The sequence below is a fragment of the Devosia sp. genome (assembly GCF_039927955.1).
Classification (GTDB): domain Bacteria; phylum Pseudomonadota; class Alphaproteobacteria; order Rhizobiales; family Devosiaceae; genus Devosia.
Map to the genome: position 1 here is coordinate 16,984 of NZ_JBDSUA010000001.1, position 22,389 is coordinate 39,372.

The window sequence follows — 22,389 nt, forward strand, 5'->3', positions numbered from 1 at the left end:
GCTGGGCCGGGTTGTCGAGGAAAACCTTGCCACAGGCCTCACCGCGATGATCCCACATCTACCGGACGGCACCTCCCTCTCGACGGGGAGGGTGTCGACTGCAGCATCCCGCAGGCTGATTTCTAATGCTCAGTCACACAACCCTGCCGCCACCCGCATGATATTTCGCCACCTCATACCGTTCGCGCGTTAGCCCGAACAACACATGGTCTTCCCAGCGACCGTCGATCTGCAAATAGCTCTCGGCAAAGCCTTCTTCAACGAATCCGTTCTTTTCCAGCACCCGGCGCGAAGCCATATTGCCCGGCAGGAAGGCGGCGTGGACGCGGTGCAGGTCCAGCGTATTGAAAATGAACGGCAGCGTGGCGCCGACAGCTTCGCTCATCAGCCCCTTGCCGGCGTAGTCCTGACCCATCCAGTAGCCGAGATTGACGAACTGGGCGGCGCGGCGGCGCACATTGGACAGGGTGATGCCCCCAACCAGCTTTTCGCGCGGTGCATCGGGCATGAAAATGAAGAAGGAATAATCGGTGCCCTCGTCGGCCTCCTGGCGGGCGCGGCGGACACGGGCGGCATAGACCTTGTGCGCCAGATCGGCCTCGGTCCAGCGTGGCTCGAACGGCTTGAGGAAGTCGCGGCTGGATTTGCGCAGCGCGTACCAAGCGTCATAGTCGTTCATCGCCGGGGCACGCAATAACACGCGCCTGCCGCGCAGGAACGGCGTCTTGTCGGGGGTCAGCCAGGACCACAGCATGGATCGGTCAGCGCTTGAGCATGTCGGAAATCTCGCCGATATCGGCAAGATTATTGATCGGCCCGATGCCGGCCAGCGAGATATTGCCGGACATGAAAATCTGCTGCGCCACGTCCTTGACACGCTGAACGGTGACGCGATTGATCCGGTCGACGGTTTCAGCCATCGGGATCGGGCGACCCCACAGAATCTGCTGGCGCGCCAACTGGCCGGCGCGGGCCGATGGGCTTTCCAGCGACATCAGCAGGCCGGCGCGAATCTGGTTGCGCACCCGCACGACTTCCTCGTCGGTAATGGATTCGGTGGCACGACGCAGTTCATCCACCACCACCGGCACGAGGTCGCCCACTTCGTCGGCACCGGTCGCTGCAGCGACGCCGAACACGCCGCTATCGGCGAAGGCCCAGTGAAACGAATAGACCGAGTAGCACAGGCCGCGCTTTTCGCGCACTTCCTGAAACAGCCGCGAACTCATGCCGCCGCCCAAGATCGAAGCAAGGATCTGCGCGGCGTAAAAGCCATCGGAATTATAAGCGCGGCCTTCAAAACCCAAAACGATATGGGCCTGCTCATGGTCCGAAACCAGCCGCTCCTGCCCGCCCTTGTATTCGGCGCGCTGCGGCGCTGGAGCGCCATTGGGCTTGAGATCGGCAAAGCGCTGCTCGGCCACCTTGACCAGCTCGTCATGGTCGATATTGCCCGCTGCTGCGATCACCATATGGTCGCCGACATAATTGCGATTCATGTATTTGCGGATGGTCTCGGGGGAGAATTGCCGCACCGATTCCACCGTGCCCAGGATGGTGCGGCCAATCGGCTGTTCGGGGAAGGCGGCTTCCTGAAACAGATCGAACACATGATCATCGGGATTGTCGCGGGCCGCGCCAATCTCCTGCACGATCACCTGCTGTTCGCGATCCAGTTCGGCCTGTTCAAACACCGAGTTCTGCAGAATGTCCGACAGGATATCGGCGGCCAGAACCACATCCTCCTTGAGCACGCGGGCAAAATAGCCGGTGTGTTCGATAGAGGTCGCCGCGTTTAGATCGCCGCCGACATTTTCAATGGTTTCGGCGATCTCTAGCGCCGAGCGGGTCTTGGTGCCCTTGAACGCCATGTGCTCCAGCAGGTGCGAAATGCCGTGTTCGGCCTTGCGCTCCGAGCGCGCCCCGGCCTTGACCCAGACGCCCAGCGACGCGCTTTCGAGGTGCGGCATGTCGTCGGTCAGAACCACCATGCCATTGGCAAGGGTCGTGGATTGTACGCTCACTCAATTCCTCCTCATGCATCGCCCTCAACGGGCGGGCACAAATTCAATCTGGATGTGCGGCCCCCCGCTGCTCCAGTGTCAGGCGCGCGTGCGTGCCTTGATAAATGTCTCCACCGCGCCCTGGTCATTGGCCAGAACGCTCAGGCGTTCTTCGCGCTGGTGCAAATCGGCCAGCCAGGTCGGCAGCGGCGGTTCGATGCCGGTAGCGTCGCGCACGGCGGCGGGGAATTTTGCCGGATGTGCCGTCGCCAGCGTAATCATCGGAATATGGGCATTACGCACGGCCTGGGCAACGTGCACGCCCACCGCAGTATGCGGATCGAGCGTATACCCAGCCTCGGCCAGCACGCGCGTAATGGTCGCTTTCGTTTCAGCCTCACCGGTGGTGCCCGAGTTGAACTCTGCGCGGATGGCGCTCAACGCCTTGTCCGGCACGGCAAAACCGCCGGATTGCTTGAGGCCATCCATCATGCGGACGACAGCGCTGGCATCCTGCCCGGCTGCCTCAAACAGCAGTCGTTCGAAGTTCGACGAAATCTGGATATCCATCGACGGGCTGATGGTCTGCTCTACCCCATCCATGTCATAGCGGCCGGTATCGAGCGTGCGGCGCAGGATGTCATTGGCATTGGTGGCAATCACCAGCCGATCGATCGGCAGCCCCATGCGCTTGGCGCAATAGCCGGCAAAAATGTCGCCGAAATTGCCGGTCGGCACGGTGAACGATACGGTCCGCGCCGGGCTGCCCAGCGAAGCGGCGGCCGTAAAGTAATAGACAATCTGCGCGACGATGCGGCCCCAATTGATCGAATTGACGCCGGAGAGGCGTACGCCGTCGCGGAACGAAGCGTTGTTAAACAGGCCTTTGACGATGTTCTGGCAATCGTCGAACGTGCCTTCAAGCGCAATGTTATGCACGTTGGCATCAAGCACCGTGGTCATCTGCCGGCGCTGCACCGGCGAGGTGCGGCCAAGCGGATGCAGGATGAAAATGTCGGTGGTGTCGCGGCCGCGGAAGGCTTCGATGGCGGCTGAGCCGGTATCGCCGGAAGTGGCGCCAACGATGGTTGCCCGCAGTTGGCGCTCGGTGAGGATGTGGTCCATCAGCCGGCTGAGAAACTGCATCGCCACGTCCTTGAACGCCAGCGTCGGGCCATGGAACAGTTCGAGCACGAAATGGTTGGGTTCCAGCTCGACCAGCGGCGCGACCGAGGGATGCCGGAAGCTGGCATAGGCTCCATCGAGGATAGCCTTGAGCGCCGCCGGCGCAATGTCACCGCCAACGAAGCGCGAGATGATGGCAAAGGCCACGTCCGCATAGGGCTTGCCGGCAAACGAAGCGATTTCGTCCCTGCTGATCTGGGGCCAGGTTTTGGGGACATAGAGCCCCCCATCAGCGGCAAGACCTGCCAGAACGGCGTCAGCAAAACCGAGCACGGGCGCTTGGCCACGCGTTGAGACGAACTGCATCGAGGGAAATTGCCCTTTTAGAATTGGTGCAACCTAGACAAAGCCAGGGCGCGCCGCAAGTTTTCCGGAAGCTGAGGGTTGCCCTCTCCCCTTGAGGGAGAGGGCCCGATTTTTCGCGTCCAGCGAAAAATCAAGGTGCGGGGTTGCTGCCGCAAAATCCGCGCCAAAAGAAAGCCACCCCTCATCCGCCCGGAGCCTGCCCTCGGGCGCGACGCGACCCGTGGGGGCACCTTCTCCCGCAAGGGGAGAAGGTTGACGACTGATGGCGCCAGACGCGGTCTCAACCACGCCGCCGTTGCCGCCACAGCCAAAACCCCAGCATGATCACAGCGACCACGGCAAAGCCGTACCAGGTGATGGCGTAACCAAGGTGATTATTGGGAAATTCGATCACCGTCTCGCCGCCCTGCGGCAGCGTTCCTGTCGGGCCTGCGGCCTGATCGATATAGAATGGCGCGAACGGACCGAGTTCGGGCGTTACCATCGCTGCCAGCCGCGCCGGGTCGCGGACCCAATCGATCCGATCAGCAGCACTGGCGGCGGGAGTGAACATTCCCGCAGCCTCGGCCGGGCGAAGCAGGCCGCTAACCGTGACTGTTTCGGGGGCGCGACTGGCGTACTCTCTGGACTGCGCCTCGGGCACAAAGCCGCGATTGACGAAAATCGAGCCGCCGTCGGCCAGCGTCAGCGGCGCGACGATCCAGTAGCCCGGACCGGAGGCCGGGCCCCTGCCATCGACCAGGCTGGTGAAGATGCGGATTGTCTGCTCGGTGTGCAGGACGCCAGTGGCAGTCACCGGCTGGAAATTCAGCGCATTGGTATCGAGCTTTGCCCACTCGGTCTTGCCGGGCGCGGGGATTGCCGGAGCGTGCAACCTTGCGTCAACCGCGGCGATCAGCGCTACTTTTTCGGCGAGGCGGTGGACCTGCCAGGTGCCGAGATAGACACACAAAGCGGAGAGGGCCAGCATCAGTGCTGCAAAGATCCCCGCCATGACTGGCGATGTGCGTTTGATTTCGCTCACGTGCTGCCCTGCAAAAAATTCGGGGCGCGGCTGGTGCCGCGCCCCATCAAACTATCCGGCGCCGTCTTGGAGACCGTTTGGAAATTCGCTCTGGGGCGTCGGCTGGCGTGGTTTTCGAGGACCGGAGCGCAGCGTACCTTTGGTAGGTGAGCACCGGAAGCACAGAAAATCGCTTCAGACGGCCGCCAGAGTAGAGTTTCCAAGCAGTCTCCTAGTGATGGATCGCCACGCCCCAGGCACCCCAGACATAGACCGAGGCGAACAGGAACAGCCACACCACGTCCACAAAGTGCCAGTACCAGGCGGCAAATTCGAAACCGAGGTGCCGTTCCGGGGTCATCTCGCCCTTCAACGCGCGAATAAGGCAGATGGCAAGGAAGATGGTGCCGATCAGCACATGGAAGCCATGGAAACCGGTGGCCATGAAGAAGGTCGCCCCATACATGGCGCCCGAGAATGAGAAGCCGGCTTCCGAATACTCGGTGAACTGCACGAAGCTGAACAGCAGGCCCAGCGCGACGGTCAGCACCAGGCCCCACTTCAGGCCTTCGCGGTCGCCTTCAAGCAGCGCATGGTGCGCCCAGGTCACTGTGGTGCCCGAGGTCAACAGGATCAGCGTGTTGAACAGCGGCAGATGGAACGGGTTGAACAGCTCGACGCCGGTCGGCGGCCAAAGACCGCCCGTCGCGGCAACACGGGCATATTGCTCGACGTCATCGAGGCGGAAGAAGCCATCGAAATAGGCCCAGAACCAGGCGACGAAGAACATCACTTCCGAAGCGATGAACAGGATCATTCCATAGCGGTGATGCATCTGCACCACCGGGGTATGGTCGACCCCGTTGCTCGATTCCTTGAGCACATCGCTCCACCACGCATACATGGTGTAGAGCACGCCAGCCAGGCCGATGAAGAACACCCATGGGGTCCAGTGGTGCATCCACGAAACGGCGCCAATCGCCAGAACGAGGACCGAGACCGAGCCGACAAACGGCCACGGGCTGGGCTTTACAAGGTGGTAGTCATGGTTCTTGGCTATTGCGGCCATGTTCAGCCCTCGTTGTCTGATGGGTAGAATGTATAGGAAAGAGTAATATTGCGCACGGTGTTGAGGTCGCGGTCCTTGTCGAGGTCCGGATCGACGAAGAACACCACCGGCATCTGCACGGTTTCGCCCGGTTGCAGGGTCTGCTTGGTAAAGCAGAAGCACTCGATCTTGTTGAAGTACTGGCCCGACAGTTCCGGCGACACGTTGAACACGGCCTGCCCGGTCACCGGGTGGTTGGTGGTGTTGGTCGCGGTGAAATTGATGGTCTCGACCTTGCCGATCTGGCCGGTGATCGGCTTGGACGGCGTCACCTTCCAGGGCAGGTTATTGTCGACATTGGAGTCAAAGCTCACGGTCATCTCGCGGGCGATAAGGCCCTTGGGATTGTCGGACGCGACCTGCGTGGTGCCGCCATAGCCGGTGGCCTGGCAGAACACCTGGTAAAGCGGCACCGCCGCATAGGCCAGCAACAGCATGGCCGCGACAAAGCCGGTCAGCGCGTAGGCGACCCAGCGATTGCGATTGTAGGAAACCAGCGCGCCTGCATCACTCATCGCTCAAAGATCCCGATAAAAGACGGCAGAACCCATCTTGACGAGGGTCAGCGCATAAAAAATCGCCACAAGTGCGGCAAGGATCAGGCCCAACGCGATCGACCGGCGCCGACGCACCTTGGCTCGTGCTGCAGCAACTTCAGGAGTTTCGACGGTGACTTCGCGCAGTTCGTCAGGGGCACTCACGACAGCACACTCCCGAAGCGCATCAGCAGGTTATCGGCCAGTAGCGCAAAAAACACGATGAACAGGTAGCTCAGCGAATAGGCGAACAGGTTGCGCGCCATCTTGCGCATCGGCACCCCGTCCGGCGCGCGATACAGCCGCCAGGCGAGGAAGGTGAAGGACACCCCGGTCACCACTGCGACCGCGGTATACAGCCAGCCGGCCATGCCCAGGAACGACGGCAGCAGCGTCGAAGCCGCCAGCAGCGCCGAATAGACCAGGATCTGCAGCTTGGTGGACTCTTCGCCCGCGACATTGGGCATCATCGGCACGCCGGCTGCGCCGTAGTCGCTTTGCTTGTACAGCGCCAGCGCCCAGAAATGCGGCGGGGTCCACAGGAAGACGATCAGGAACAAAGCCGCGCTCTGAATGGTGATGGTGCCATTGACCGCGGCCCAGCCGATCATGGGGGGAAACGAGCCAGCGGCGCCGCCGATGACGATATTCTGCGGGGTAAGGCGCTTGAGCCACATCGTGTAGATCACGACGTAAAAGAAGATCGTGAAGGCAAGGAAACCCGCGGCCAGCCAATTGGTCGCCAGCCCCAGTACGCCCACTGAAAATGCCGCGAGCACGATGCCGAACACCAGCGCCTGGTTGCGGCTGATGCGCCCGGCAGGGATCGGCCGATTCTGGGTGCGGCTCATGATGGCGTCGATATCGCTGTCATACCACATGTTGAGTGCGCCCGAGGCCCCACCGCCGATGGCGATGCACAGCACGGCAATCAGCGCCACGATCGGGTTGATCGCACCCGGGGCGACCACCAGCCCGACGAACGCCGTAAACACCACCAGCGACATGACGCTGGGCTTGAGCAGCGCGAAGTAATCCTCCACGCGCGCTTCGCCCGTCATGGCGGCAAGGTTACGGTGATCGTCGATATAGGCCACTGGGTCACTTTCCTAGAGTCTCGGGCGCCGCGCTTGCGCGACGTCCCAATTCAAGCTGCGCCTTAGTGCGCGTCGGTCGTTTCAAACACCGGCAGCGTCGCGAAGTGATGGAACGGCGGCGGAGATGTCGTGGTCCATTCCAGCGTGGTGGCGCCTTCGCCCCACGGGCTATTGCCAGCACGACGGTTCTTGATCTTGGCTTCGATCAGCATAGCGAAGAACACCAGCATCGAGATGAAGGTGATGTAGTAGCCGATCGAGGACACGCGGTTCCAGAACGCGAACGCATCCGGATAGTCGATATAGCGGCGCGGCATGCCGGCAAGGCCGAGGAAATGCTGCGGGAAGAACACCAGGTTCACGCCCACGAACATGATCCAGAAATGCGCGTTGGCCAGCTTTTCGTTGTACATGATGCCGAACATTTTCGGCGACCAATAGTACCAGCCGGCAAACAGCGAGAACACCGCGCCCAGCGACAGCACATAGTGGAAATGGGCTACCACGTAATAGGTGTCCTGCAGCGAACGATCGACGCCGGCATTGGCCAGCACCACGCCGGTCACACCACCGACGGTGAATAGGAAGATGAAGCCGATGGCCCACAGCATGGGCGTACGGAAGGTGATCGAGCCGCCCCACATGGTGGCGATCCACGAGAAAATCTTAACGCCTGTCGGCACCGCGATGACCATGGTGGCCGCCACGAAGTACTGCTGCACATGCAGGCTCAGGCCCGTGGTGTACATATGGTGCGCCCACACCACGAACCCAACGACGCCGATGGCGACCATGGCGTAAGCCATCGCCATGTAGCCAAAGATCGGCTTCTTGGAGAAGGTCGAGATGATATGGCTGACAATTCCGAAGCCCGGCAGGATCATGATGTACACTTCGGGGTGACCGAAGAACCAGAACAGGTGCTGGAACAGCACCGGGTCGCCGCCCTCTTCCGGCTTGAAGAACGAGGTGCCGAAGTTGCGGTCGGTCAGCAGCATGGTGATGCCACCCGCCAGAACCGGCAGCGACAGCAGCAGCAGGAAGGCAGTGACCAGGATCGACCAGGCAAACAGCGGCATCTTGTGCAGCGTCATGCCGGGCGTGCGCATGTTGAAGATGGTGGTGATCAGGTTGATCGCCCCCAGAATCGAACTCACGCCGGCGACGTGCAGCGCCAGAATGACGAAGTCGACGGCCGGACCAGGCTGGCCGGTGGTCGATAGCGGCGGATATAGCGTCCAGCCGCCGCCGGCACCCATGGCGCCGGACGGACCTTCGACGAACAGCGAAATACACAGCAGGATGAACGCCGGCGGCAGCAGCCAAAAGGCGATGTTGTTGATGCGCGGGAACGCGGTGTCGGGCGAGCCGATCATCAGCGGCACGAAGTAATTGCCGAAGCCGCCAACGGTGGCGGGCATGACCATGAAGAAGATCATGATCAGCGCGTGCGCAGTGGTGAACACATTGTACATGTGCTTGCCGGCATCAAGCGCATCGTCGCCGGACACGCCATAGACCATTGAGGCCAGGCCGTGGAAAATCTGGATACCGGGCTCCTGCAGCTCCATGCGCATGGCGCCGGAGAGCAGGCCACCAATCACCCCCGCCACGATGGCGAAGATCAGGTACATCACGCCGATGTCCTTGTTATTGGTGGAATAGACGTAGCGGCGCCAACCCGTGGGATCGGAGTGCCCGTGGTCGGCGGCATGGTGGTCGTGCCCCGCCCCGTGTGCGTCCAGATGAGTTGCCTCGGCGTTGGCCATTGCTGCTGTCCCCTATGCTTTCTGTTACTGGACTGCGGCGAGCGTTGCAGTGGCTGCGGCGTAATCGCCGGCCTTGAACGCTGCCATCCAGGTCGCAAATTGTTCTTTGGTCACCACGCGCACCGCAATCGGCATGAACGCATGGTCCTTACCGCACAGCTCCGAACACTGGCCGTAGAAAATGCCGGTTTCGCGCGAGTTGAACCAGGTTTCGTTCAGGCGCCCCGGCACGGCGTCGATCTTGATGCCGAATGAGGGCACCGCGAAGGCATGGATCACGCCGCTCGGATCGGCAGTCACCTGCACGCGAACGGTGGTATCGACCGGCACGACTAGTTCGTTGTCGACAGCCAGCAGGCGCGGCTGGGCCGGCTTGAGCTTGGTGCGATCAGCTTCGTGCAGGATATTGCTGTCGAACGCCTTGGCGTCTTCGACATATTCATAGTTCCAGTACCACTGCTGGCCGGTCGCCTTGACGGTCAGGGCGGGAGCGGGAACCGCAACTTCGCCGAAGCTGAAAATGTTGGGGCCGAGATACTTGCGCACGCCATCGGGAACGGTCAGCTGGTCGCCAAGCACGCCGAAGGAAGGGATAGCGATGACGATCAGCACGACGATCGGCAGCACGGTCCAGGCGATTTCGATGAAGGTATTATGGGTGGTCTTGGACGGCACCGGGTTGCGCTTGGCGCTAAACCGCCACACGCAATAGAGCAGCAGGGCCAGCACCAGCAGGACGATAAACGTGATCGTCCACATCAGGATGCCGTTATGGAAGGCCTCGATCGAGTCCATGATCGGGGTCACCGAGCGCTGGAAGTGCCACTGGTCGGGCGCCGGCTGGCCGGCCACCCAATCATTGGTCTTGGCCGCTTCCTGTGCAACCGCCAGAGCCGGCGCCAGGGCTAGCGCTGCGACCGAAACGGCTCCGAAACGCCTCAAAAACTGTCCGGTCACCTATAACCCCCTGAATAACTGCGATTGCTGCAACGCTGCGGGATTGAGGTGATTTGTGCGGCATAGCTACGCCGCCCCGACTCAACCTCGGAGCGAAAATTCTGTGTTTTGAGCTAAATCACATCCCGCCAATCAAGTCCATTCCGCCCAGCGATTCCGCTTATGCGTCATATTGCGCCCTTGCCGCCGGAAATCCGCCTCATCGCCGCCCCAGTTTGTATGCCATATAACCCGCAATTCCGGGGCAAAAGTTGACACCGAACCATGCCTGTCGGAAACAGGTCGAAGGTCGGGTCAAAGCCCGATTCGTCGGGAGTATTGGGCAAGTGATGCGGTTTTTGGTGCGTATTGTAGCGGCGGCTGGCCTGTTGACGACATTGATGGTGGCAGCGCCGCAAGCGCAAGGCCTTGTCAAAGCCCAATATGGCGACTGGCAGATGAGCTGCGACACGCCTCCGGGCGCCAGCTTTGAGCAATGCGCCATGATTCAGAACGTGACCGCCGAAGACCAGCCCAATGTTGGCCTGTCGGTCATCGTGCTCAAGACCGCCGACCACACTGCCCGGCTGCTGCGCGTGCTGGCGCCATTGGGCGTGCTGCTGCCCAATGGATTGGGCCTGAACATTGATGGCAAGGACATGGGTCGCGTGGCGTTTGTGCGCTGCCTGCCCAATGGCTGCGTGGCCGAAGTGGTGCTCGACGATGCCATGGTCGACAAGCTCTCCAAGGGCGCCAGCGCGATTTTCGTGGTGTTCAAGACCCCTGAGGAAGGTATCGGCATTCCGGTATCGCTCAAGGGCTTCGGCGACGGGTTCAAACAATTGCCATGACCGGCAATGAAACCGGCGACAATGGTCGGGCCAACCCGCGTCAGCGGACGCTGAAGGGCGGCAAGATTGCTCTCAATGACGGCTATTCCACCATCGATTGCACCGTTCGCAATCTGTCGGCGACCGGCGCACTGCTGCGTGTCACCAGCATTATCGGTGTTCCAGACCAGTTCAAGCTGGTGATGAATGATGGGCGCAGTTTTGACTGCAAGATCGCCTGGAAGCGCGAGACCGAGCTTGGTGTGGCGTTCATCTGACAAAAAAGGCCGGACGCAGTTCTTCTGAACCCGACCGGCCAAGTCATCAGGAAACAGGCCGGTGGCAAAACCGGCCCTGGAGATGGCAAGAACAGCTCGTAGAAACGTGTCGATGCCAACGCAGGTCATACGGCCCGCTGACAGCGGACCGCAGAAATCAGATTAGAGGCTGGCGCGCACCGAGCGCTTGAAAGCCAGGCGGCGACCAGCACTGCGGGTCGGATCGCGCAGGGCATCGGTGACGTCTTCACGGCTGATGCCGAGATCGTCGAGCCGGAAATTTTCCAGTTCGAGAAGGGTCGCAAGCGCGGTTCGACGGGTCCGTGCGGCAGCGGCTTTGGCAAACCAGATCTGCACGGAAGCGACGAAACCCGTCGAAGTTGCGGCCACAATGGGCCGCTCGCTGTACAGCGAGAAAGCCATGATACTTCTCCAAATTTTGGTTTTGCCGGCAGGGACCGGCTGGGGTTCAGCGAACCTTGTCCGCCGATGTTCAATAGATACGCCACTGGACATCCATTCGTCTAACAAATAGATTTCATCCATCCTATCAATTTCAGTGATGGAGAAGCCGGATGACCTCCCCACTCGACCTCGACCAGTTGCAGAGCTTTTGCGCCATCGCCGATTGCGGCAGTTTCACCGAGGCGGCGCGCCGGGTGAACAAGACGCAGTCCGCTGTCTCCATGCAGATCAAACGGCTAGAAGAACGAATCGGACATTCGCTGCTGACCCGCGACGGTCGCAGCGTCGGCCTGACGGTGCATGGCGATGCGCTCTATGCCCGGGCCCGCCGAATGTTGCGGATCAATGCCGAGATCATCGACCATTTCTCCAGCGAGGATCTAGCCGGCTCGATCCGCTTCGGCGTGCCGGACGATTATGCGGTGCGGCTGCTGCCGGTGATCCTGTCCAGTTTCCAGCGGACCCATCCGCGGATTGCCGTGGATGTGTCGTGCATGGCGTCCGAGCAATTGCTGGAGGGCATGAAGGGCGGCCGCTACGACCTGATCGTGTTCACGCAGGGCACCGACCAGAACTTTGGCGAACTGTTCCGCACCGAGCGGATGTTCTGGGTGGCGTCCCATGGTGGCCGCGCGCTGGCCTCTGAACCGCTGGCGCTGGCCTGCGGCCCCAGTTGCTGCATCTGGCGCACCGATGCCATCGAGTCGCTCAATCGCGTCGGCAAGGATTATCGCATTGCCTATACGTCCTCCAACGCCACGGCGATTTCGAGCGCGGTGCTGTCGGACCTCGCCATCGGCTTTCTGCCCGAAAGCGCCATGCAGCCCGGCATGAAGGTGGTGTCGGAAGAACACAACCTGCCGCGCCTTGCCGATGCCCAGATCGCACTGATGCGCGGCAGCCATGCCTATGGCGGCATTTATGACGCGCTGGCCAACCACATCGTGCAGTCTATGGGCAATCTGGACATGACCGGCCCGGCGGCAGAAGCGGCGGAGTAGAGCGCTCGACACCGTCTCTGGTGTTTGCGCACATCGGCCGCCGGCTGATTGCGGTTCAACCGGCGGCCGGCGGCCTGATCGTGGGGGGCGAATAGTTCAGGCCGCGATGATGCGGTCAGTCGTCGTCGCTGCCATGGCGGGGCCCATGGTCGTCGCTGCCGCTATCATTTCCATAATCGTCGCCGCTTTCGTCGTTGCCAGCCATCGAGTCATCGTCACCGTCGGTCGACGACGTAGCATTGAGGCCGTTATTGATAGCGGTCTTCTGTGTGGCCGCCGCCAGCTGTTCGGCATCGCAATGCACTGAACCCGACACGGTGGTGCCGTTTTGTAGAGTTGCCATCGCCGAAACCTCGCTGCCCGACGGATGGTTGGCGCAGATGGTGACCAGTTGCTGGGGCGATAGCTGGTCCTGGATAGAGGCAGCATTGGCGACACCGGATACCAAGACGGTGGCTAAAAGAGCCGCAACGGCGGCAAGGCCGATCTTGCAATTCACGAGAAGTCCCTTTCTGTTGGCAACGTACTTGACGTGCTGATCAAATTTAGGCCGCCTGGCCTGACGGAACGCCACGCCGTGCTGTCAGGCATTTGTCAGCTTCATGCCGCTATGGAGTGTCAATGGACCGCCGCGCCGCCCTCAACACTGTTCTGATTGTGCTGCTTGCCGCGTCGCTGGGGCTAGCGGCCCCTGCTCGGGCCGACGATGGGGACAGCGATAGCGAAAGCGGCAGCCACGGAGGCGACGCCGGTGGCGGGGGTGACAATGAGGACAGCAGCGACGACGGCGAAGACCAGTCCGACGCTGATCATCACGACGATCCCCGTCAGGCAGTAGCAGCCGATCAGGCCATTTCTCTGCGGCGCATGCTCGACATTTTTGCGGGGTATGGTGCCCTCAGCGTCATCGACGTGGCCTTGGTCCGCCGCCACAACGCGCTGCAGTATAGGATCAAGTTCATCGATCCGCAGGGCCTGGTCCGGCAGCGCTACTTCGACGCCCTGAATGGCACATTAGTGGATTGACGCGATGCGGGTGCTATTGCTCGAAGACGATCCGCGCATTGGGGCCAACATCGCCGGTGCGCTCGAACTTGCCGGCTTTGTGGTCGATTGCGAACGCGATGGCGAGATCGGCTGGTATCGTGGCGACACCGAGGCCTATGACGCCATCATCCTTGACCTAGGCTTGCCAACGCTGGATGGCCTCACCTTGCTCAAGCGCTGGCGCAAGGCCGGCATATTTACCCCGGTCCTGATCTTGACCGCACGTGGCAACTGGGATGAACGGGTGGAAGGGATCGATGCGGGTGCCGACGACTATCTGGCCAAGCCATTCCGCCTCGAAGAGCTCACCGCCCGCCTGCGCGCCCTGATCCGGCGGTCTGTCGGCCACGCCAGCGCCTTGATCAGCGTGGCGGATCTTACCCTTGATACCCGCCAGATGCGACTGTCGGTGGGCGGCATGCCAGTGTCTCTGACCCCGCAGGAGTACCGGCTCGTTGCCTATCTCATGCACCATCAGGGCCGGGTCGTGGCCCAGACGGAGCTGGTCGAACATCTATATCACCAGGACTTCGACCGCGAGTCCAACTCCATTGAAGTGCTGGTGGGTCGCGTGCGGAAAAAGCTCGGGTCCGACGTTATCCAGACCCGCCGCGGCTACGGCTATATAATCGGGGGGGAAGCAGCATGACCCCCATTGCCTTGCGGCTGCGCCTGTTGGCGGTATCAGCCGTGTCCATCACGCTGGCACTGATCGTTGCCGGGCTGGGCATTTCGAGCCTGTTTGCCAGCCACATTGAAACCGATGTTCAATCTGGACTGCAGGACGAGATGAACCGGCTGATCGCCTTGCTCGACGTTAACACCGACCCGGTCTCGCTGTCGCAACCGATGCCGGATCCCCGGTTCCTCAAGCCCTATGGCGGGCTCTATTGGCAAATCAATGATCCCGCTACCGGGCCAATCCAGTGGTCGCGCTCGGTCTGGGACACGCCCATTACCCTAACCGTGCCCATGCCCCCAGCCGGCCAGTTGATCGAAACCAATCTGGTTGATCCTGAAGGGGCACAGGCATTGGGTCTGGTGCGCAAGCTGCTGTTTGAACGCGCCGATGGGACCACGCGCACCCTCGATCTGATCGTTGCCGAGGACCGCTCGGAACTCGATGCGGCCATCGCCGCCTTCAGATTTGATTTGCTGCGGGCGCTGGCTATCCTTGCCATCGCTTTGATTGCGGCCAGTTGGCTGCAAGTCACGGTAGGGCTCTATCCGCTGGCAGCGATCCGGCGCGGGATCAACGCCATTCGCGCCGGAACTGTCAGGCGCCTCGACGGGTCCTTCCCCAGTGAAGTTGTGCCGCTGGTCAACGAGGTCAACGAACTGCTCGACACCCAGGAAACCTCGATCAGCTTTGCCCGTGCCCGGGCCGCTGATCTGGCGCACGGCCTCAAGACTGCGCTGACAGTACTCAGCACCCAGACCGATGCTCTTCATCGCTCAGGCCAGCACGAAGTTGCCCGGTCCATCGAAGACATTAACCAGTCGATGGCTGCCACCATCGACCACCAGTTGGCGCTGGCCAGGCTCCGCCACCGCTCCCGCTCAATCCGCTATTCGGCGCCGGTTCTTCCCAGCGTCGAGCGTGTTATGTCGGCAGTGCGTCGAACGCCGCAGGGCGCCCTGCACAGGTGGACCGTGGCTATCGATCGCAGCATCAATATCGACCTCGACCCGGCCGATCTGGTGGAGCTGTTGGGCGCGGTTCTGGAAAATGCCGCCAATTGGGCAAACGGCGCAGTCTCGATTTCAGCCACGAGGTCCGATCTAACTGTAACGATCACTGTGGATGATGATGGGCCTGGAGTAGCCGACGACGCCCTGACAACACTCGGTCAACGTGGCAAGCGGCTCGATGAAACTCACGGTGGCAGCGGACTGGGGCTGGCCATTGTCGCAGAGATCGCCGCGCTCAACAGCGGGTCGGTCGTCTTCAAACGATCAAACCTGGGCGGCTTGCGGGTCTGCCTGCAACTGCCCGCGGCGGCCTGACCTACATCTCAGCTGCCGCAAAAATCCGGGTCAGATCGCCGCCCCATTCGCCGCGGTACAGGTCCAGCCAGCGTTCGGCCGGTGCCTTGCTGGTGCGAATGGTTTCTTCCAGTGGCGCCAGGTGGATGGTTTCATCCTGGCCCTTGGCGTTGAGCACACCACGGCGTACCAGTCCGGCCTCGGCGATACCAACGGCCTGTGCGGCAATGTCGTAAACGTTGGTGCGGTCATAGGGCGTCGCCAGACCGTGTTTTGGCACCTCGCGGCGGAACATCTCGCGGTCTTCCATCGACCAGTCCTTGACCAGTTCCCAGGCCGATTCCAGCGAAATATCGTCGTAGAGCAGGCCGACCCAGAACGCCGATAGCGCGGTGACCGAGGCCTCGTCGCCCATATCGGCGCCGCGCATTTCGAGGAACTGCTTGAGCCGCACTTCGGGGAACAGGGTGGACAGGTGATCTTCCCAGTCCTTGATTGTGGGCTTTTCGCCGGGCAATTGCGGCAGCTTGCCATCAAGGAAGGCGCGGAAGTTCTCGCCGGCGCAGTTGATGTACTTGCCATTGCGGATAACGAAATACATCGGCACGTCGAGCGCATGGTCGGCATATTGCTCGAAGCCAAAGCCCTGCTCGAACGCAAAGGGCAGCATGCCAGTGCGGGCATTGTCGGTGTTGAGCCAGATATGGCTGCGGAAACTCTGGTACCCAGAGTCCTTGCCGTCAACGAACGGCGAATTGGCGAACAAAGCCGTGGCGATTGGCTGCAAGGCGACTGAGACGCGCAGCTTCTTGACCATGTCGGCTTCGGAGGAGAAATCGAGATTGGTCTGCACCGTACAGGAGCGGAACATCATCGATGTGCCAAGCGTGCCGACCTTTTCCATATAGGGCTTCATGATGCCGTAGCGCGATTTCGGCATCGCCGGAATCTCGGCCACCGACCAAAGCGGTGTCACACCCAGCCCAAGGAAATGAATATCGAGCGGCGCGGCAACCTTCTTGGCCACGCGCATATGCTCGGCGGTCTCGTCGGCGGTGCCATGCAGGTTTTCCTGCGGCGCACCGGACAGTTCAAACTGCCCGCCCGGCTCCAGCGAGATGCCGCCGATGGTATCGTTGCGCAGCCCGATCGGGTTGTCGCCGTCGTAAAACGGTTCCCAGCCGGTTTCCGCCTGCACGCCATCGAGCAGCGCGCGAATACCCTGCGGTCCGTCATAGGTGACCGGGCGCAGCGGATTGGTGTGGAACACGTGCTTTTCGTGCTCGGTGCCGATGCGCCACTCGGCGCGTGGCTTGGACCCGCGCGACATGACCTCGATCAGGTCGGCGCGCGATTCGATGGGGGGCGAAAACTTGTCGGCGCCGGCCATGCGGTCCTCGTCAAATCCGGGTGTACAACTGGGCCGGAACATAGCGTTGCGCAAGCCGAAAGCAATCGGCTTTTATCGCCAATCACCGATGATTGCCTGAATCACCGCCAGCGCCGCCACGGCCGCAGTATCGGCGCGTAGAATACGCGGACCCAAACTGATCGGCACAACAAAAGGTTGCGCGCGCAGCAAAGCCCGCTCTTCTTCGGAAAAACCGCCCTCCGGGCCGATCAAAAGGCCGAGACGCTTGCCCTTGAGCACCTGCAGGTCATCGACCGGTGACGCTGATGCCGCACCTTCATCGGCTACAATCAGCATCCGCTCGCCATGGTCCCTCGACCATCCGGACAGCAAGGCACCCAGCGTAATTTCCGGCGCGACCACCGGGACAGTCAGCACTTCACATTGTTCCGCAGCCTCTACAGCATTGGCCACCAGCCGCTCGTGTTTGATCCGGCTGACCTGGGTAAACTTGGTCAGCACCGGCTGGATCGTCCCTGCCCCCATTTCGGTAGCCTTCTGGATTACATAATCCAGCCGCTCGGTCTTGAGCGGAGCAAAGCCATACCAGAGATCCGATGGCGGCGTTTGTGGTGCTGTCTGTTCTACCAGTTCCAGCACCACGGACTTTTTGGAATCCCCGCTCAGCTTGGCCAGCCAGGCGCCATCGCGGCCATTGAACAGCACAACGGCATCGCCAACCTGCTTACGCAACACGGCGGCAAGATACAGCGATTGATCCTTGTCGAGCGCAACGGGCGTTCCCGCGATCAGGTCGAGGGTGACATGCAGGCGCGGCAATGAGGCGTGGGTGCGGGGCATTATGTGGAGCACTTTCCCCTCTCCCCTTGTGGGAGAAGGTGCCCCGAAGGGGCGGATGAGGGGTTTCGGCAGCCACCATAAACGCTGTATGCGTGGAGAGAACCCCTCACCCTGATTTTCTGTTGAACGCAGAAAATCTGTCCCTCTCCCACAAGGGGCGAGGGAAGGCGGGGTCTGTGGAAAGGCCCTGCCCATGACCGACACCCCGCCCGCCCCCGTCGCCGATGCCGCGACCGATAACTGGATCGACCGCTACGCTCCGGACTGGCTGAAGCCCTATGCGCGCCTCGCCCGCTGGGATCGGCCAATCGGGTTCTGGCTGCTGTTCTGGCCCTGCGCGTTCGGGCTGGCATTGGCCGCCATCAATGATCCGTTGCGCGGTTTTGACTGGAAGGCCGCGGTGCTGATGTTTGTTGGTTCGGTGCTGATGCGGGGTGCAGGTTGCACCTTTAACGACATCGTCGATCGCGATATCGACGACAAGGTTGAGCGCACGCGCTTGCGGCCGATCCCGTCCGGTCAGGTTACCACCCGGCAGGCGACAGGTTTTATGGTCGGTCAGGCACTGCTAGGGTTCATCATCCTGCTGCAGTTCAACGCCTTCACCATCCTTCTGGGCATTGCCTCGCTGGTGCTGGTGGCGATCTATCCGTTCATGAAGCGGGTCACCTGGTGGCCGCAGGCGTTTCTGGGCCTGGCGTTCTCCTGGGGCATTCTGATGGGCTGGAGCGCCGAAACCGGCAATCTGCGCCTGCCGATCCTTCTGGCCTATTTCGGCTGCATCGCCTGGACCATCGGCTATGACACGCTCTATGCGATGCAGGACATCGAGGACGACGCGCTGATCGGGGTGAAATCCACCGCCCTTCTGTTTGGCGAAAACACCCGGATCGTGGTCGCCGCTTTTTACGGCGCCGCGTGGTTGCTGTGGCTGATCGCTGCTGTGATGATCGGCGCCGGGCCGATCTATTTCATCGCCAGCCTGGTTCCCGCCGGCATGCTCGGCTGGCAGGTCTATACGATCAACGCCGAAGAGCTGGACAACCCGCTGGTGCGGTTCAAGTTCAATAATTTTGTGGGCATGGCGCTGACGCTGGCGCTGCTCGCCGAGTGGGCCTGGTAGCAAACGCAAAAAGACCGGTCGCACCACCGACCGGTCTTTTCTGCTTTGGAGGCAAACTTTTGATCTTGGTGGGCGAGGGCGTCGGATGCAGCCGGCGCGGGGCCCCTTGTTGCAGGTATTAACGGGCGTTAACGGGTTTTAGTTGCACGCGCCCGCAAAATTCCTAGCTATTCGGCCTGTCCGGGCTTGCGGCGGTTGAGAAAGCGCGGGCGGCGGCCTGCTTCAGCGGCCAGCTTGCGGCGGCCATTTTCCTGACCAAGCATAACGCCATCGACCTGCTGGCTATAGGGCATGTAGCTGCCGTCGCCGGCCTTGATGAACAGCGGCAGGCGCAGCTTACGGCCCCAGTTCTGCCATTCGGCAACGACCGAGTGATTGCCCAGTTCTTCGAACACGCGGTAATTCAGTTCGTGGTCGCCATGCACCAGCTCGATCGAGGAGGACAGGACACCGTCTTCCGAGATGCTGGTTGCGACCGCCACGCCGACGAATTCGTCGACCGGCACCTTGATCTTGATGGCGACGCCGCTCTTTTCGAGCTGCTTGCGCACAGTCACCGTCTTGACCGGCTCTTTAGAGCTATTGTCATTGGACGCGACGAAACGCTTGGCTGCCAAATCTGGCTGAGTGAACGCCAGAATGACCGCCGACCCCTCAATCCTCACACCATGGTTCATCTTGATCTGCCTTCCTGTTAACCCCGAGAGCTTTTTGTTTTGGTGCTCTCTTTTGTGACCCCAATCTAGCGCACCCCCTTGCCTGCCAGCTTAAGAAGTTCGGTTAAGTTAAGGTTGCTTTGCCACAGGGTTTACGGGTCCTAACCAGCTATAGGGGACAGTTAACCCATTGAGATTGCTAGGCGTTAACCAAGCAGAATCCGGGCGTTGCGTGACGAATTCGTGTCCGGTGCGAAGCCCTTGAAACCCTTGTCCAAACGGGGCTTCCGGCCTACAAGCCCGCAACAGAATTTTGCGGAAAACCATGTCGAGTTCGACGCCGACGACCCCTGAACAGGACCTTGAATTACTGCGCAGCTCCGCGGTAGCCGCCGGCATCATCGCGTCCGGCTTCTTCCGGCGCACCATCAAGACCTGGACAAAAGAAAACGCCTCGCCCGTTAGCGAGGCCGATATCGTGGTCGACAAGTTTCTGCACGCCGCACTTCTGACTGCCCGACCGGGTTACGGCTGGCTCAGTGAGGAAAGTGTCGATAGTCTAGAGCGGCTTGGCAAAGCCCGGGTTTTCGTGGTCGATCCCATCGATGGTACGCGCGGTTTCATCAAGGGCGAGGATAGCTGGACTGTCTCGCTGGCCGTGGTTGAGAACGGCCGCCCTATCGCCGGCGTAGTCTATTCGCCGATCCGCGACGAAATGTATGACGCCGATCTGGGCGGCGGCGCTCGGCTCAACGGAAGGCTGATCAAGCGGCAAACCAGCACGCGCGCCAACCCACTGATCCCTGCAGCCGGCGCCGTGCATCAGGAATTGCAGGCGGCGGGCCTGGATTACACCAAAGGCCCGTCATATCCCTCTTTGGCATATCGCCTGGTGCAGGTTGCCACCGGCAAGCTTGACGCTGTGGCGACCCGGCGTGGCGCGCAGGATTGGGATATTGCCGCCGCAGCGTTGATTTGCAGCGAAGCGGGGGTGGATTTTGCCGATGTCTGCATCGGGTTCCCCGCTTTCAACAAGGCAGAAGTGCGCCACGGCGCGCTTGCGGCGCTCAGCGACATCAGCCTAAAACCGGTGCTGCATGCGGCGCTGGTCAAAGTCTATGGTTGCCCTGCCGCTGATGCCCTTTCGAACAATGCGTCCTGAGATCGAGGTCTGACGATGAACACCGCCTCCGCCAAACAATTGCTGCACCTGGTTATCGGCGGCGAGTTGTCCAGCCTCAAGGACGTGACCTTCAGCGATCTCAGCGCTGTCGACGTGGTCGGGCTCTATCCCAACTATGCCGAAGCCTATGTCGCCTGGAAGCAGAAAGCCCAGATGACCGTGGACAACGCCCATACGCGCTATTTCATCGTCCACCTGCACCGCCTGCTCGATCCGGAAACGCACAAGGACTAAAGTCCGCGGGCTTTAGCCCACCAGTTCCGCCACGATCGCCGTCATCGCGCCGGGTCCGCCGATGCGTTCGCGACCCAGATAACTTAGCCGCATCCGCTCGGCGTCGTCGGTGAGCAATTTGCGCAGCGCAGCGCTAACCAATGCCGGATCACCCTCCACCACGACGCGGGCGTCGCCGAACAGGGCCTGCTCATCGGCAAAGCGCGAACGGCGATCGCGGGTGTTGATGAAGGTGATGGCCGGCTTGCCCTGCCCCAGCGCCTGCACGGTGGCGGTACCGGCCTGTGACAGCACGACATCGGACGTGGCCAGCAGATTGCCCATGGCCCCGCCTCGCGCCATGTGGATGGTCAGCGACCCATCGGACAACTCACCCAGATCATCGGCCTCTGAACTCAGCATCAGCGTGCGGCGCAGGCCGCTTTGTTTGGCGAGTTCCTCCACATTGACGCTGCCGGCGACAGCCAGGAACACATCTGGCCGATCAACCGGCGGCAGCAGGCGTAGCGCATCAACCTGAATGGAAAAACTTTCGGCGGTCAGCGCCCGGCTGCCGGGCAACAAGGTGATGGCGCGGGCCTTGGTCCGCCGTGCCGCCGCACCATAATCACCGGTGGGGATCGTATCCATCATCACATTGCCGGCGCAGCGGGCGTCGACACCCTTGCCGGCCAGCGTGTCGGACAGAGTTTTAGCGCGGCAGAACACTGTCCTGCAGGTCCGCTTGATCGCCATCGCTTCAAGCATCGAATAGCGCCGGGCCGCGCCGGTCTTGTAGACGTCGAGATAGGTCAGGTCGCGATTGCCGGTGATAAGGCAGGCCAATATGCCGACCATGTCGCCAACCACAACGACGCGGTCATATTGGCCCTTGATCGCCCGCAGGAATTTGAGTGCTGGCGGCACCACCATCAGCCCGCCAGTGGCAATGTCCTTGCGCAGCGAGCCTTTAACATTGCGCCAGCCCTCGGAGGCCAATGCGGCACGCGGCCCGACGATGGGGCAGACGTGCGCATAAGCGTTACCCGCGCCGATCATCGGATAGGCTTCGATCGCAATGTCGTCGGGCAGCGCGCGGATGATGGCGGCGGCGATCCAATCCTCGCCGTGGCCATTGGAAATGAACAGGAAGCGGCGGCGGGGCAGTGCGTCCGCGATGCTCAATTGGCGCCGCGACCAAACCGCTCGAACGCCTCGGCGGCGATGACGGCATCGGCATAGGCCTCCTGCCGGTCGACGCTCCAATACAGCAGTTCATCGATCGGGATGGGTTTGCCGGTGACGGCGCAGCGCACGAAGCTGCCGGGCTTGAGCACGACATAATCGGCATCGAGATAGCGAATGCTCGCTTCTGACGGGGCAAAGCCCTTGTCGAAAATGTTCATCGCTCAATCCTGATCATCACAGACAACAATGGATATAATGCCCGAA

Annotated in this window: 26 protein-coding genes; 9 read left to right on the forward strand and 17 right to left on the reverse strand. The window is 61.3% G+C overall.

Features of this window, described 5'->3' with window-relative positions; genetic code table 11:
• Positions 1 to 133 precede the first annotated feature (133 nt).
• The 10 genes from ABIT12_RS00095 to coxB all read right to left on the reverse strand — a co-directional run bounded on the left by ABIT12_RS00095 (position 134) and on the right by coxB (position 9,964).
• Complete coding sequence (locus tag ABIT12_RS00095; RefSeq protein WP_348040164.1) at positions 134 to 754, reverse strand: GNAT family protein; 621 nt, start codon at positions 752 to 754, stop codon at positions 134 to 136.
• A gap of 7 nt (positions 755 to 761) precedes the next feature.
• A complete protein-coding gene (locus ABIT12_RS00100) occupies positions 762 to 2,024 on the reverse strand; it encodes a pitrilysin family protein (RefSeq protein ID WP_348040166.1) in 1,263 nt (420 codons plus the stop codon).
• A gap of 78 nt (positions 2,025 to 2,102) precedes the next feature.
• Entirely contained in the window at positions 2,103 to 3,494 is a 1,392-nt protein-coding gene (gene thrC / locus ABIT12_RS00105; RefSeq protein WP_348040168.1) for a threonine synthase, read from the reverse strand.
• Positions 3,495 to 3,774: 280 nt separating this feature from the next.
• The gene (locus ABIT12_RS00110) at positions 3,775 to 4,518 is read right to left on the reverse strand and encodes an SURF1 family protein (RefSeq protein ID WP_348040170.1); all 744 of its coding nucleotides are present in this window, start codon (positions 4,516 to 4,518) and stop codon (positions 3,775 to 3,777) included.
• Positions 4,519 to 4,729: 211 nt separating this feature from the next.
• The gene (locus ABIT12_RS00115; RefSeq protein WP_348040172.1) at positions 4,730 to 5,566 is read right to left on the reverse strand and encodes a cytochrome c oxidase subunit 3; all 837 of its coding nucleotides are present in this window, start codon (positions 5,564 to 5,566) and stop codon (positions 4,730 to 4,732) included.
• A gap of 2 nt (positions 5,567 to 5,568) precedes the next feature.
• Positions 5,569 to 6,120, reverse strand: coding sequence for a cytochrome c oxidase assembly protein (locus ABIT12_RS00120; protein WP_348040174.1), 552 nt, complete (start codon positions 6,118 to 6,120; stop codon positions 5,569 to 5,571).
• Between the two features lie 3 nt (positions 6,121 to 6,123).
• On the reverse strand, positions 6,124 to 6,306 hold the full coding sequence (locus ABIT12_RS00125) for a hypothetical protein (RefSeq protein ID WP_348040311.1): 183 nt from the start codon (positions 6,304 to 6,306) through the stop codon (positions 6,124 to 6,126).
• Positions 6,303 to 7,238, reverse strand: coding sequence for a heme o synthase (locus ABIT12_RS00130; protein ID WP_407065566.1), 936 nt, complete (start codon positions 7,236 to 7,238; stop codon positions 6,303 to 6,305). The genes ABIT12_RS00125 and ABIT12_RS00130 overlap by 4 nt, the downstream gene beginning before the upstream one ends.
• 62 nt (positions 7,239 to 7,300) lie before the next feature.
• The gene (gene ctaD / locus ABIT12_RS00135; RefSeq protein ID WP_348040176.1) at positions 7,301 to 9,007 is read right to left on the reverse strand and encodes a cytochrome c oxidase subunit I; all 1,707 of its coding nucleotides are present in this window, start codon (positions 9,005 to 9,007) and stop codon (positions 7,301 to 7,303) included.
• 24 nt (positions 9,008 to 9,031) lie between these two features.
• Entirely contained in the window at positions 9,032 to 9,964 is a 933-nt protein-coding gene (coxB, locus tag ABIT12_RS00140) for a cytochrome c oxidase subunit II (RefSeq protein WP_348040178.1), read from the reverse strand.
• A gap of 329 nt (positions 9,965 to 10,293) precedes the next feature.
• Here coxB and ABIT12_RS00145 point away from each other — a divergent pair, with 329 nt between their 5' ends.
• Both ABIT12_RS00145 and ABIT12_RS00150 read left to right on the forward strand, forming a co-directional pair.
• Positions 10,294 to 10,794 carry an invasion associated locus B family protein gene (locus tag ABIT12_RS00145; protein ID WP_348040307.1) on the forward strand — a complete coding sequence of 167 codons (501 nt, stop codon included), beginning with the start codon at positions 10,294 to 10,296 and terminating at the stop codon, positions 10,792 to 10,794.
• On the forward strand, positions 10,791 to 11,051 hold the full coding sequence (locus ABIT12_RS00150; RefSeq protein ID WP_348040180.1) for a PilZ domain-containing protein: 261 nt from the start codon (positions 10,791 to 10,793) through the stop codon (positions 11,049 to 11,051). The genes ABIT12_RS00145 and ABIT12_RS00150 overlap by 4 nt, the downstream gene beginning before the upstream one ends.
• Before the next feature lie 162 nt (positions 11,052 to 11,213).
• Here the strand turns inward: ABIT12_RS00150 and ABIT12_RS00155 are convergent, their stop codons facing one another.
• Positions 11,214 to 11,474, reverse strand: coding sequence for a DUF1127 domain-containing protein (locus ABIT12_RS00155; protein ID WP_348040182.1), 261 nt, complete (start codon positions 11,472 to 11,474; stop codon positions 11,214 to 11,216).
• 152 nt (positions 11,475 to 11,626) lie between these two features.
• Between ABIT12_RS00155 and ABIT12_RS00160 the strand changes: the two genes are divergently transcribed.
• Positions 11,627 to 12,517 (forward strand): LysR substrate-binding domain-containing protein, encoded by an 891-nt coding sequence (locus ABIT12_RS00160; protein WP_348040184.1) that lies wholly within the window; start codon positions 11,627 to 11,629, stop codon positions 12,515 to 12,517.
• Between the two features lie 115 nt (positions 12,518 to 12,632).
• Here ABIT12_RS00160 and ABIT12_RS00165 read toward each other — a convergent pair whose 3' ends face one another.
• The gene (locus tag ABIT12_RS00165) at positions 12,633 to 13,016 is read right to left on the reverse strand and encodes a hypothetical protein (RefSeq protein ID WP_348040186.1); all 384 of its coding nucleotides are present in this window, start codon (positions 13,014 to 13,016) and stop codon (positions 12,633 to 12,635) included.
• A 122-nt stretch (positions 13,017 to 13,138) separates the two neighbouring features.
• Between ABIT12_RS00165 and ABIT12_RS00170 the strand changes: the two genes are divergently transcribed.
• Genes ABIT12_RS00170 through ABIT12_RS00180 form a run of 3 tightly spaced genes read left to right on the forward strand, consistent with a single transcriptional unit; the run spans position 13,139 to position 15,571 of the window.
• Positions 13,139 to 13,543 carry a hypothetical protein gene (locus ABIT12_RS00170; RefSeq protein WP_348040188.1) on the forward strand — a complete coding sequence of 135 codons (405 nt, stop codon included), beginning with the start codon at positions 13,139 to 13,141 and terminating at the stop codon, positions 13,541 to 13,543.
• Positions 13,544 to 13,547: 4 nt separating this feature from the next.
• Positions 13,548 to 14,213 carry a response regulator transcription factor gene (locus ABIT12_RS00175; protein WP_348040190.1) on the forward strand — a complete coding sequence of 222 codons (666 nt, stop codon included), beginning with the start codon at positions 13,548 to 13,550 and terminating at the stop codon, positions 14,211 to 14,213.
• Entirely contained in the window at positions 14,210 to 15,571 is a 1,362-nt protein-coding gene (locus ABIT12_RS00180) for a HAMP domain-containing sensor histidine kinase (protein WP_348040192.1), read from the forward strand. The genes ABIT12_RS00175 and ABIT12_RS00180 overlap by 4 nt, the downstream gene beginning before the upstream one ends.
• Before the next feature lies 1 nt (position 15,572).
• On the opposite strand, the gene ABIT12_RS00185 is transcribed toward ABIT12_RS00180, so the two are convergent.
• Both ABIT12_RS00185 and ABIT12_RS00190 read right to left on the reverse strand, forming a co-directional pair.
• Positions 15,573 to 16,940 (reverse strand): glutamate--cysteine ligase, encoded by a 1,368-nt coding sequence (locus tag ABIT12_RS00185; RefSeq protein WP_348040194.1) that lies wholly within the window; start codon positions 16,938 to 16,940, stop codon positions 15,573 to 15,575.
• Positions 16,941 to 17,012: 72 nt separating this feature from the next.
• Positions 17,013 to 17,762, reverse strand: coding sequence for a 16S rRNA (uracil(1498)-N(3))-methyltransferase (locus tag ABIT12_RS00190; protein WP_348040196.1), 750 nt, complete (start codon positions 17,760 to 17,762; stop codon positions 17,013 to 17,015).
• Between the two features lie 193 nt (positions 17,763 to 17,955).
• Here ABIT12_RS00190 and ubiA point away from each other — a divergent pair, with 193 nt between their 5' ends.
• Positions 17,956 to 18,885, forward strand: a complete 930-nt coding sequence (gene ubiA, locus ABIT12_RS00195; protein WP_348040198.1) for a 4-hydroxybenzoate octaprenyltransferase — start codon at positions 17,956 to 17,958, stop codon at positions 18,883 to 18,885.
• 167 nt (positions 18,886 to 19,052) lie between these two features.
• Here ubiA and ABIT12_RS00200 read toward each other — a convergent pair whose 3' ends face one another.
• Positions 19,053 to 19,562, reverse strand: coding sequence for a DUF6101 family protein (locus tag ABIT12_RS00200; RefSeq protein ID WP_348040200.1), 510 nt, complete (start codon positions 19,560 to 19,562; stop codon positions 19,053 to 19,055).
• 304 nt (positions 19,563 to 19,866) lie between these two features.
• Between ABIT12_RS00200 and ABIT12_RS00205 the strand changes: the two genes are divergently transcribed.
• Together ABIT12_RS00205 and ABIT12_RS00210 are read left to right on the forward strand one after the other, a co-directional pair.
• The gene (locus tag ABIT12_RS00205; RefSeq protein ID WP_348040202.1) at positions 19,867 to 20,703 is read left to right on the forward strand and encodes a 3'(2'),5'-bisphosphate nucleotidase CysQ; all 837 of its coding nucleotides are present in this window, start codon (positions 19,867 to 19,869) and stop codon (positions 20,701 to 20,703) included.
• A gap of 15 nt (positions 20,704 to 20,718) precedes the next feature.
• Entirely contained in the window at positions 20,719 to 20,958 is a 240-nt protein-coding gene (locus ABIT12_RS00210; RefSeq protein WP_348040204.1) for a DUF4170 domain-containing protein, read from the forward strand.
• A 12-nt stretch (positions 20,959 to 20,970) separates the two neighbouring features.
• On the opposite strand, the gene ABIT12_RS00215 is transcribed toward ABIT12_RS00210, so the two are convergent.
• Both ABIT12_RS00215 and ABIT12_RS00220 read right to left on the reverse strand, forming a co-directional pair.
• Entirely contained in the window at positions 20,971 to 22,122 is a 1,152-nt protein-coding gene (locus ABIT12_RS00215; protein ID WP_348040206.1) for a hypothetical protein, read from the reverse strand.
• Complete coding sequence (locus tag ABIT12_RS00220; RefSeq protein ID WP_348040208.1) at positions 22,119 to 22,343, reverse strand: DUF2093 domain-containing protein; 225 nt, start codon at positions 22,341 to 22,343, stop codon at positions 22,119 to 22,121. Before ABIT12_RS00220 ends, ABIT12_RS00215 begins: the two co-directional genes overlap by 4 nt.
• Positions 22,344 to 22,389: the final 46 nt, after the last annotated feature.

Coding starts and splice junctions, on each gene's coding strand:
- ABIT12_RS00155 (WP_348040182.1), bottom strand. CDS start 11,474: ATGGCTTTCTCGCTGTACAGCGAGCGGCCCATTGTGGCCGCAACTTCG.
- ABIT12_RS00180 (WP_348040192.1), top strand. CDS start 14,210: ATGACCCCCATTGCCTTGCGGCTGCGCCTGTTGGCGGTATCAGCCGTG.
- ctaD (WP_348040176.1), bottom strand. CDS start 9,007: ATGGCCAACGCCGAGGCAACTCATCTGGACGCACACGGGGCGGGGCAC.
- ABIT12_RS00170 (WP_348040188.1), top strand. CDS start 13,139: ATGGACCGCCGCGCCGCCCTCAACACTGTTCTGATTGTGCTGCTTGCC.
- ABIT12_RS00095 (WP_348040164.1), bottom strand. CDS start 754: ATGCTGTGGTCCTGGCTGACCCCCGACAAGACGCCGTTCCTGCGCGGC.
- ABIT12_RS00185 (WP_348040194.1), bottom strand. CDS start 16,940: ATGGCCGGCGCCGACAAGTTTTCGCCCCCCATCGAATCGCGCGCCGAC.
- ABIT12_RS00150 (WP_348040180.1), top strand. CDS start 10,791: ATGACCGGCAATGAAACCGGCGACAATGGTCGGGCCAACCCGCGTCAG.
- ubiA (WP_348040198.1), top strand. CDS start 17,956: ATGACCGACACCCCGCCCGCCCCCGTCGCCGATGCCGCGACCGATAAC.
- ABIT12_RS00210 (WP_348040204.1), top strand. CDS start 20,719: ATGAACACCGCCTCCGCCAAACAATTGCTGCACCTGGTTATCGGCGGC.
- ABIT12_RS00160 (WP_348040184.1), top strand. CDS start 11,627: ATGACCTCCCCACTCGACCTCGACCAGTTGCAGAGCTTTTGCGCCATC.
- ABIT12_RS00115 (WP_348040172.1), bottom strand. CDS start 5,566: ATGGCCGCAATAGCCAAGAACCATGACTACCACCTTGTAAAGCCCAGC.
- ABIT12_RS00175 (WP_348040190.1), top strand. CDS start 13,548: ATGCGGGTGCTATTGCTCGAAGACGATCCGCGCATTGGGGCCAACATC.
- ABIT12_RS00200 (WP_348040200.1), bottom strand. CDS start 19,562: ATGAACCATGGTGTGAGGATTGAGGGGTCGGCGGTCATTCTGGCGTTC.
- thrC (WP_348040168.1), bottom strand. CDS start 3,494: ATGCAGTTCGTCTCAACGCGTGGCCAAGCGCCCGTGCTCGGTTTTGCT.
- ABIT12_RS00145 (WP_348040307.1), top strand. CDS start 10,294: ATGCGGTTTTTGGTGCGTATTGTAGCGGCGGCTGGCCTGTTGACGACA.
- ABIT12_RS00120 (WP_348040174.1), bottom strand. CDS start 6,120: ATGAGTGATGCAGGCGCGCTGGTTTCCTACAATCGCAATCGCTGGGTC.
- ABIT12_RS00220 (WP_348040208.1), bottom strand. CDS start 22,343: ATGAACATTTTCGACAAGGGCTTTGCCCCGTCAGAAGCGAGCATTCGC.
- ABIT12_RS00190 (WP_348040196.1), bottom strand. CDS start 17,762: ATGCCCCGCACCCACGCCTCATTGCCGCGCCTGCATGTCACCCTCGAC.
- ABIT12_RS00205 (WP_348040202.1), top strand. CDS start 19,867: ATGTCGAGTTCGACGCCGACGACCCCTGAACAGGACCTTGAATTACTG.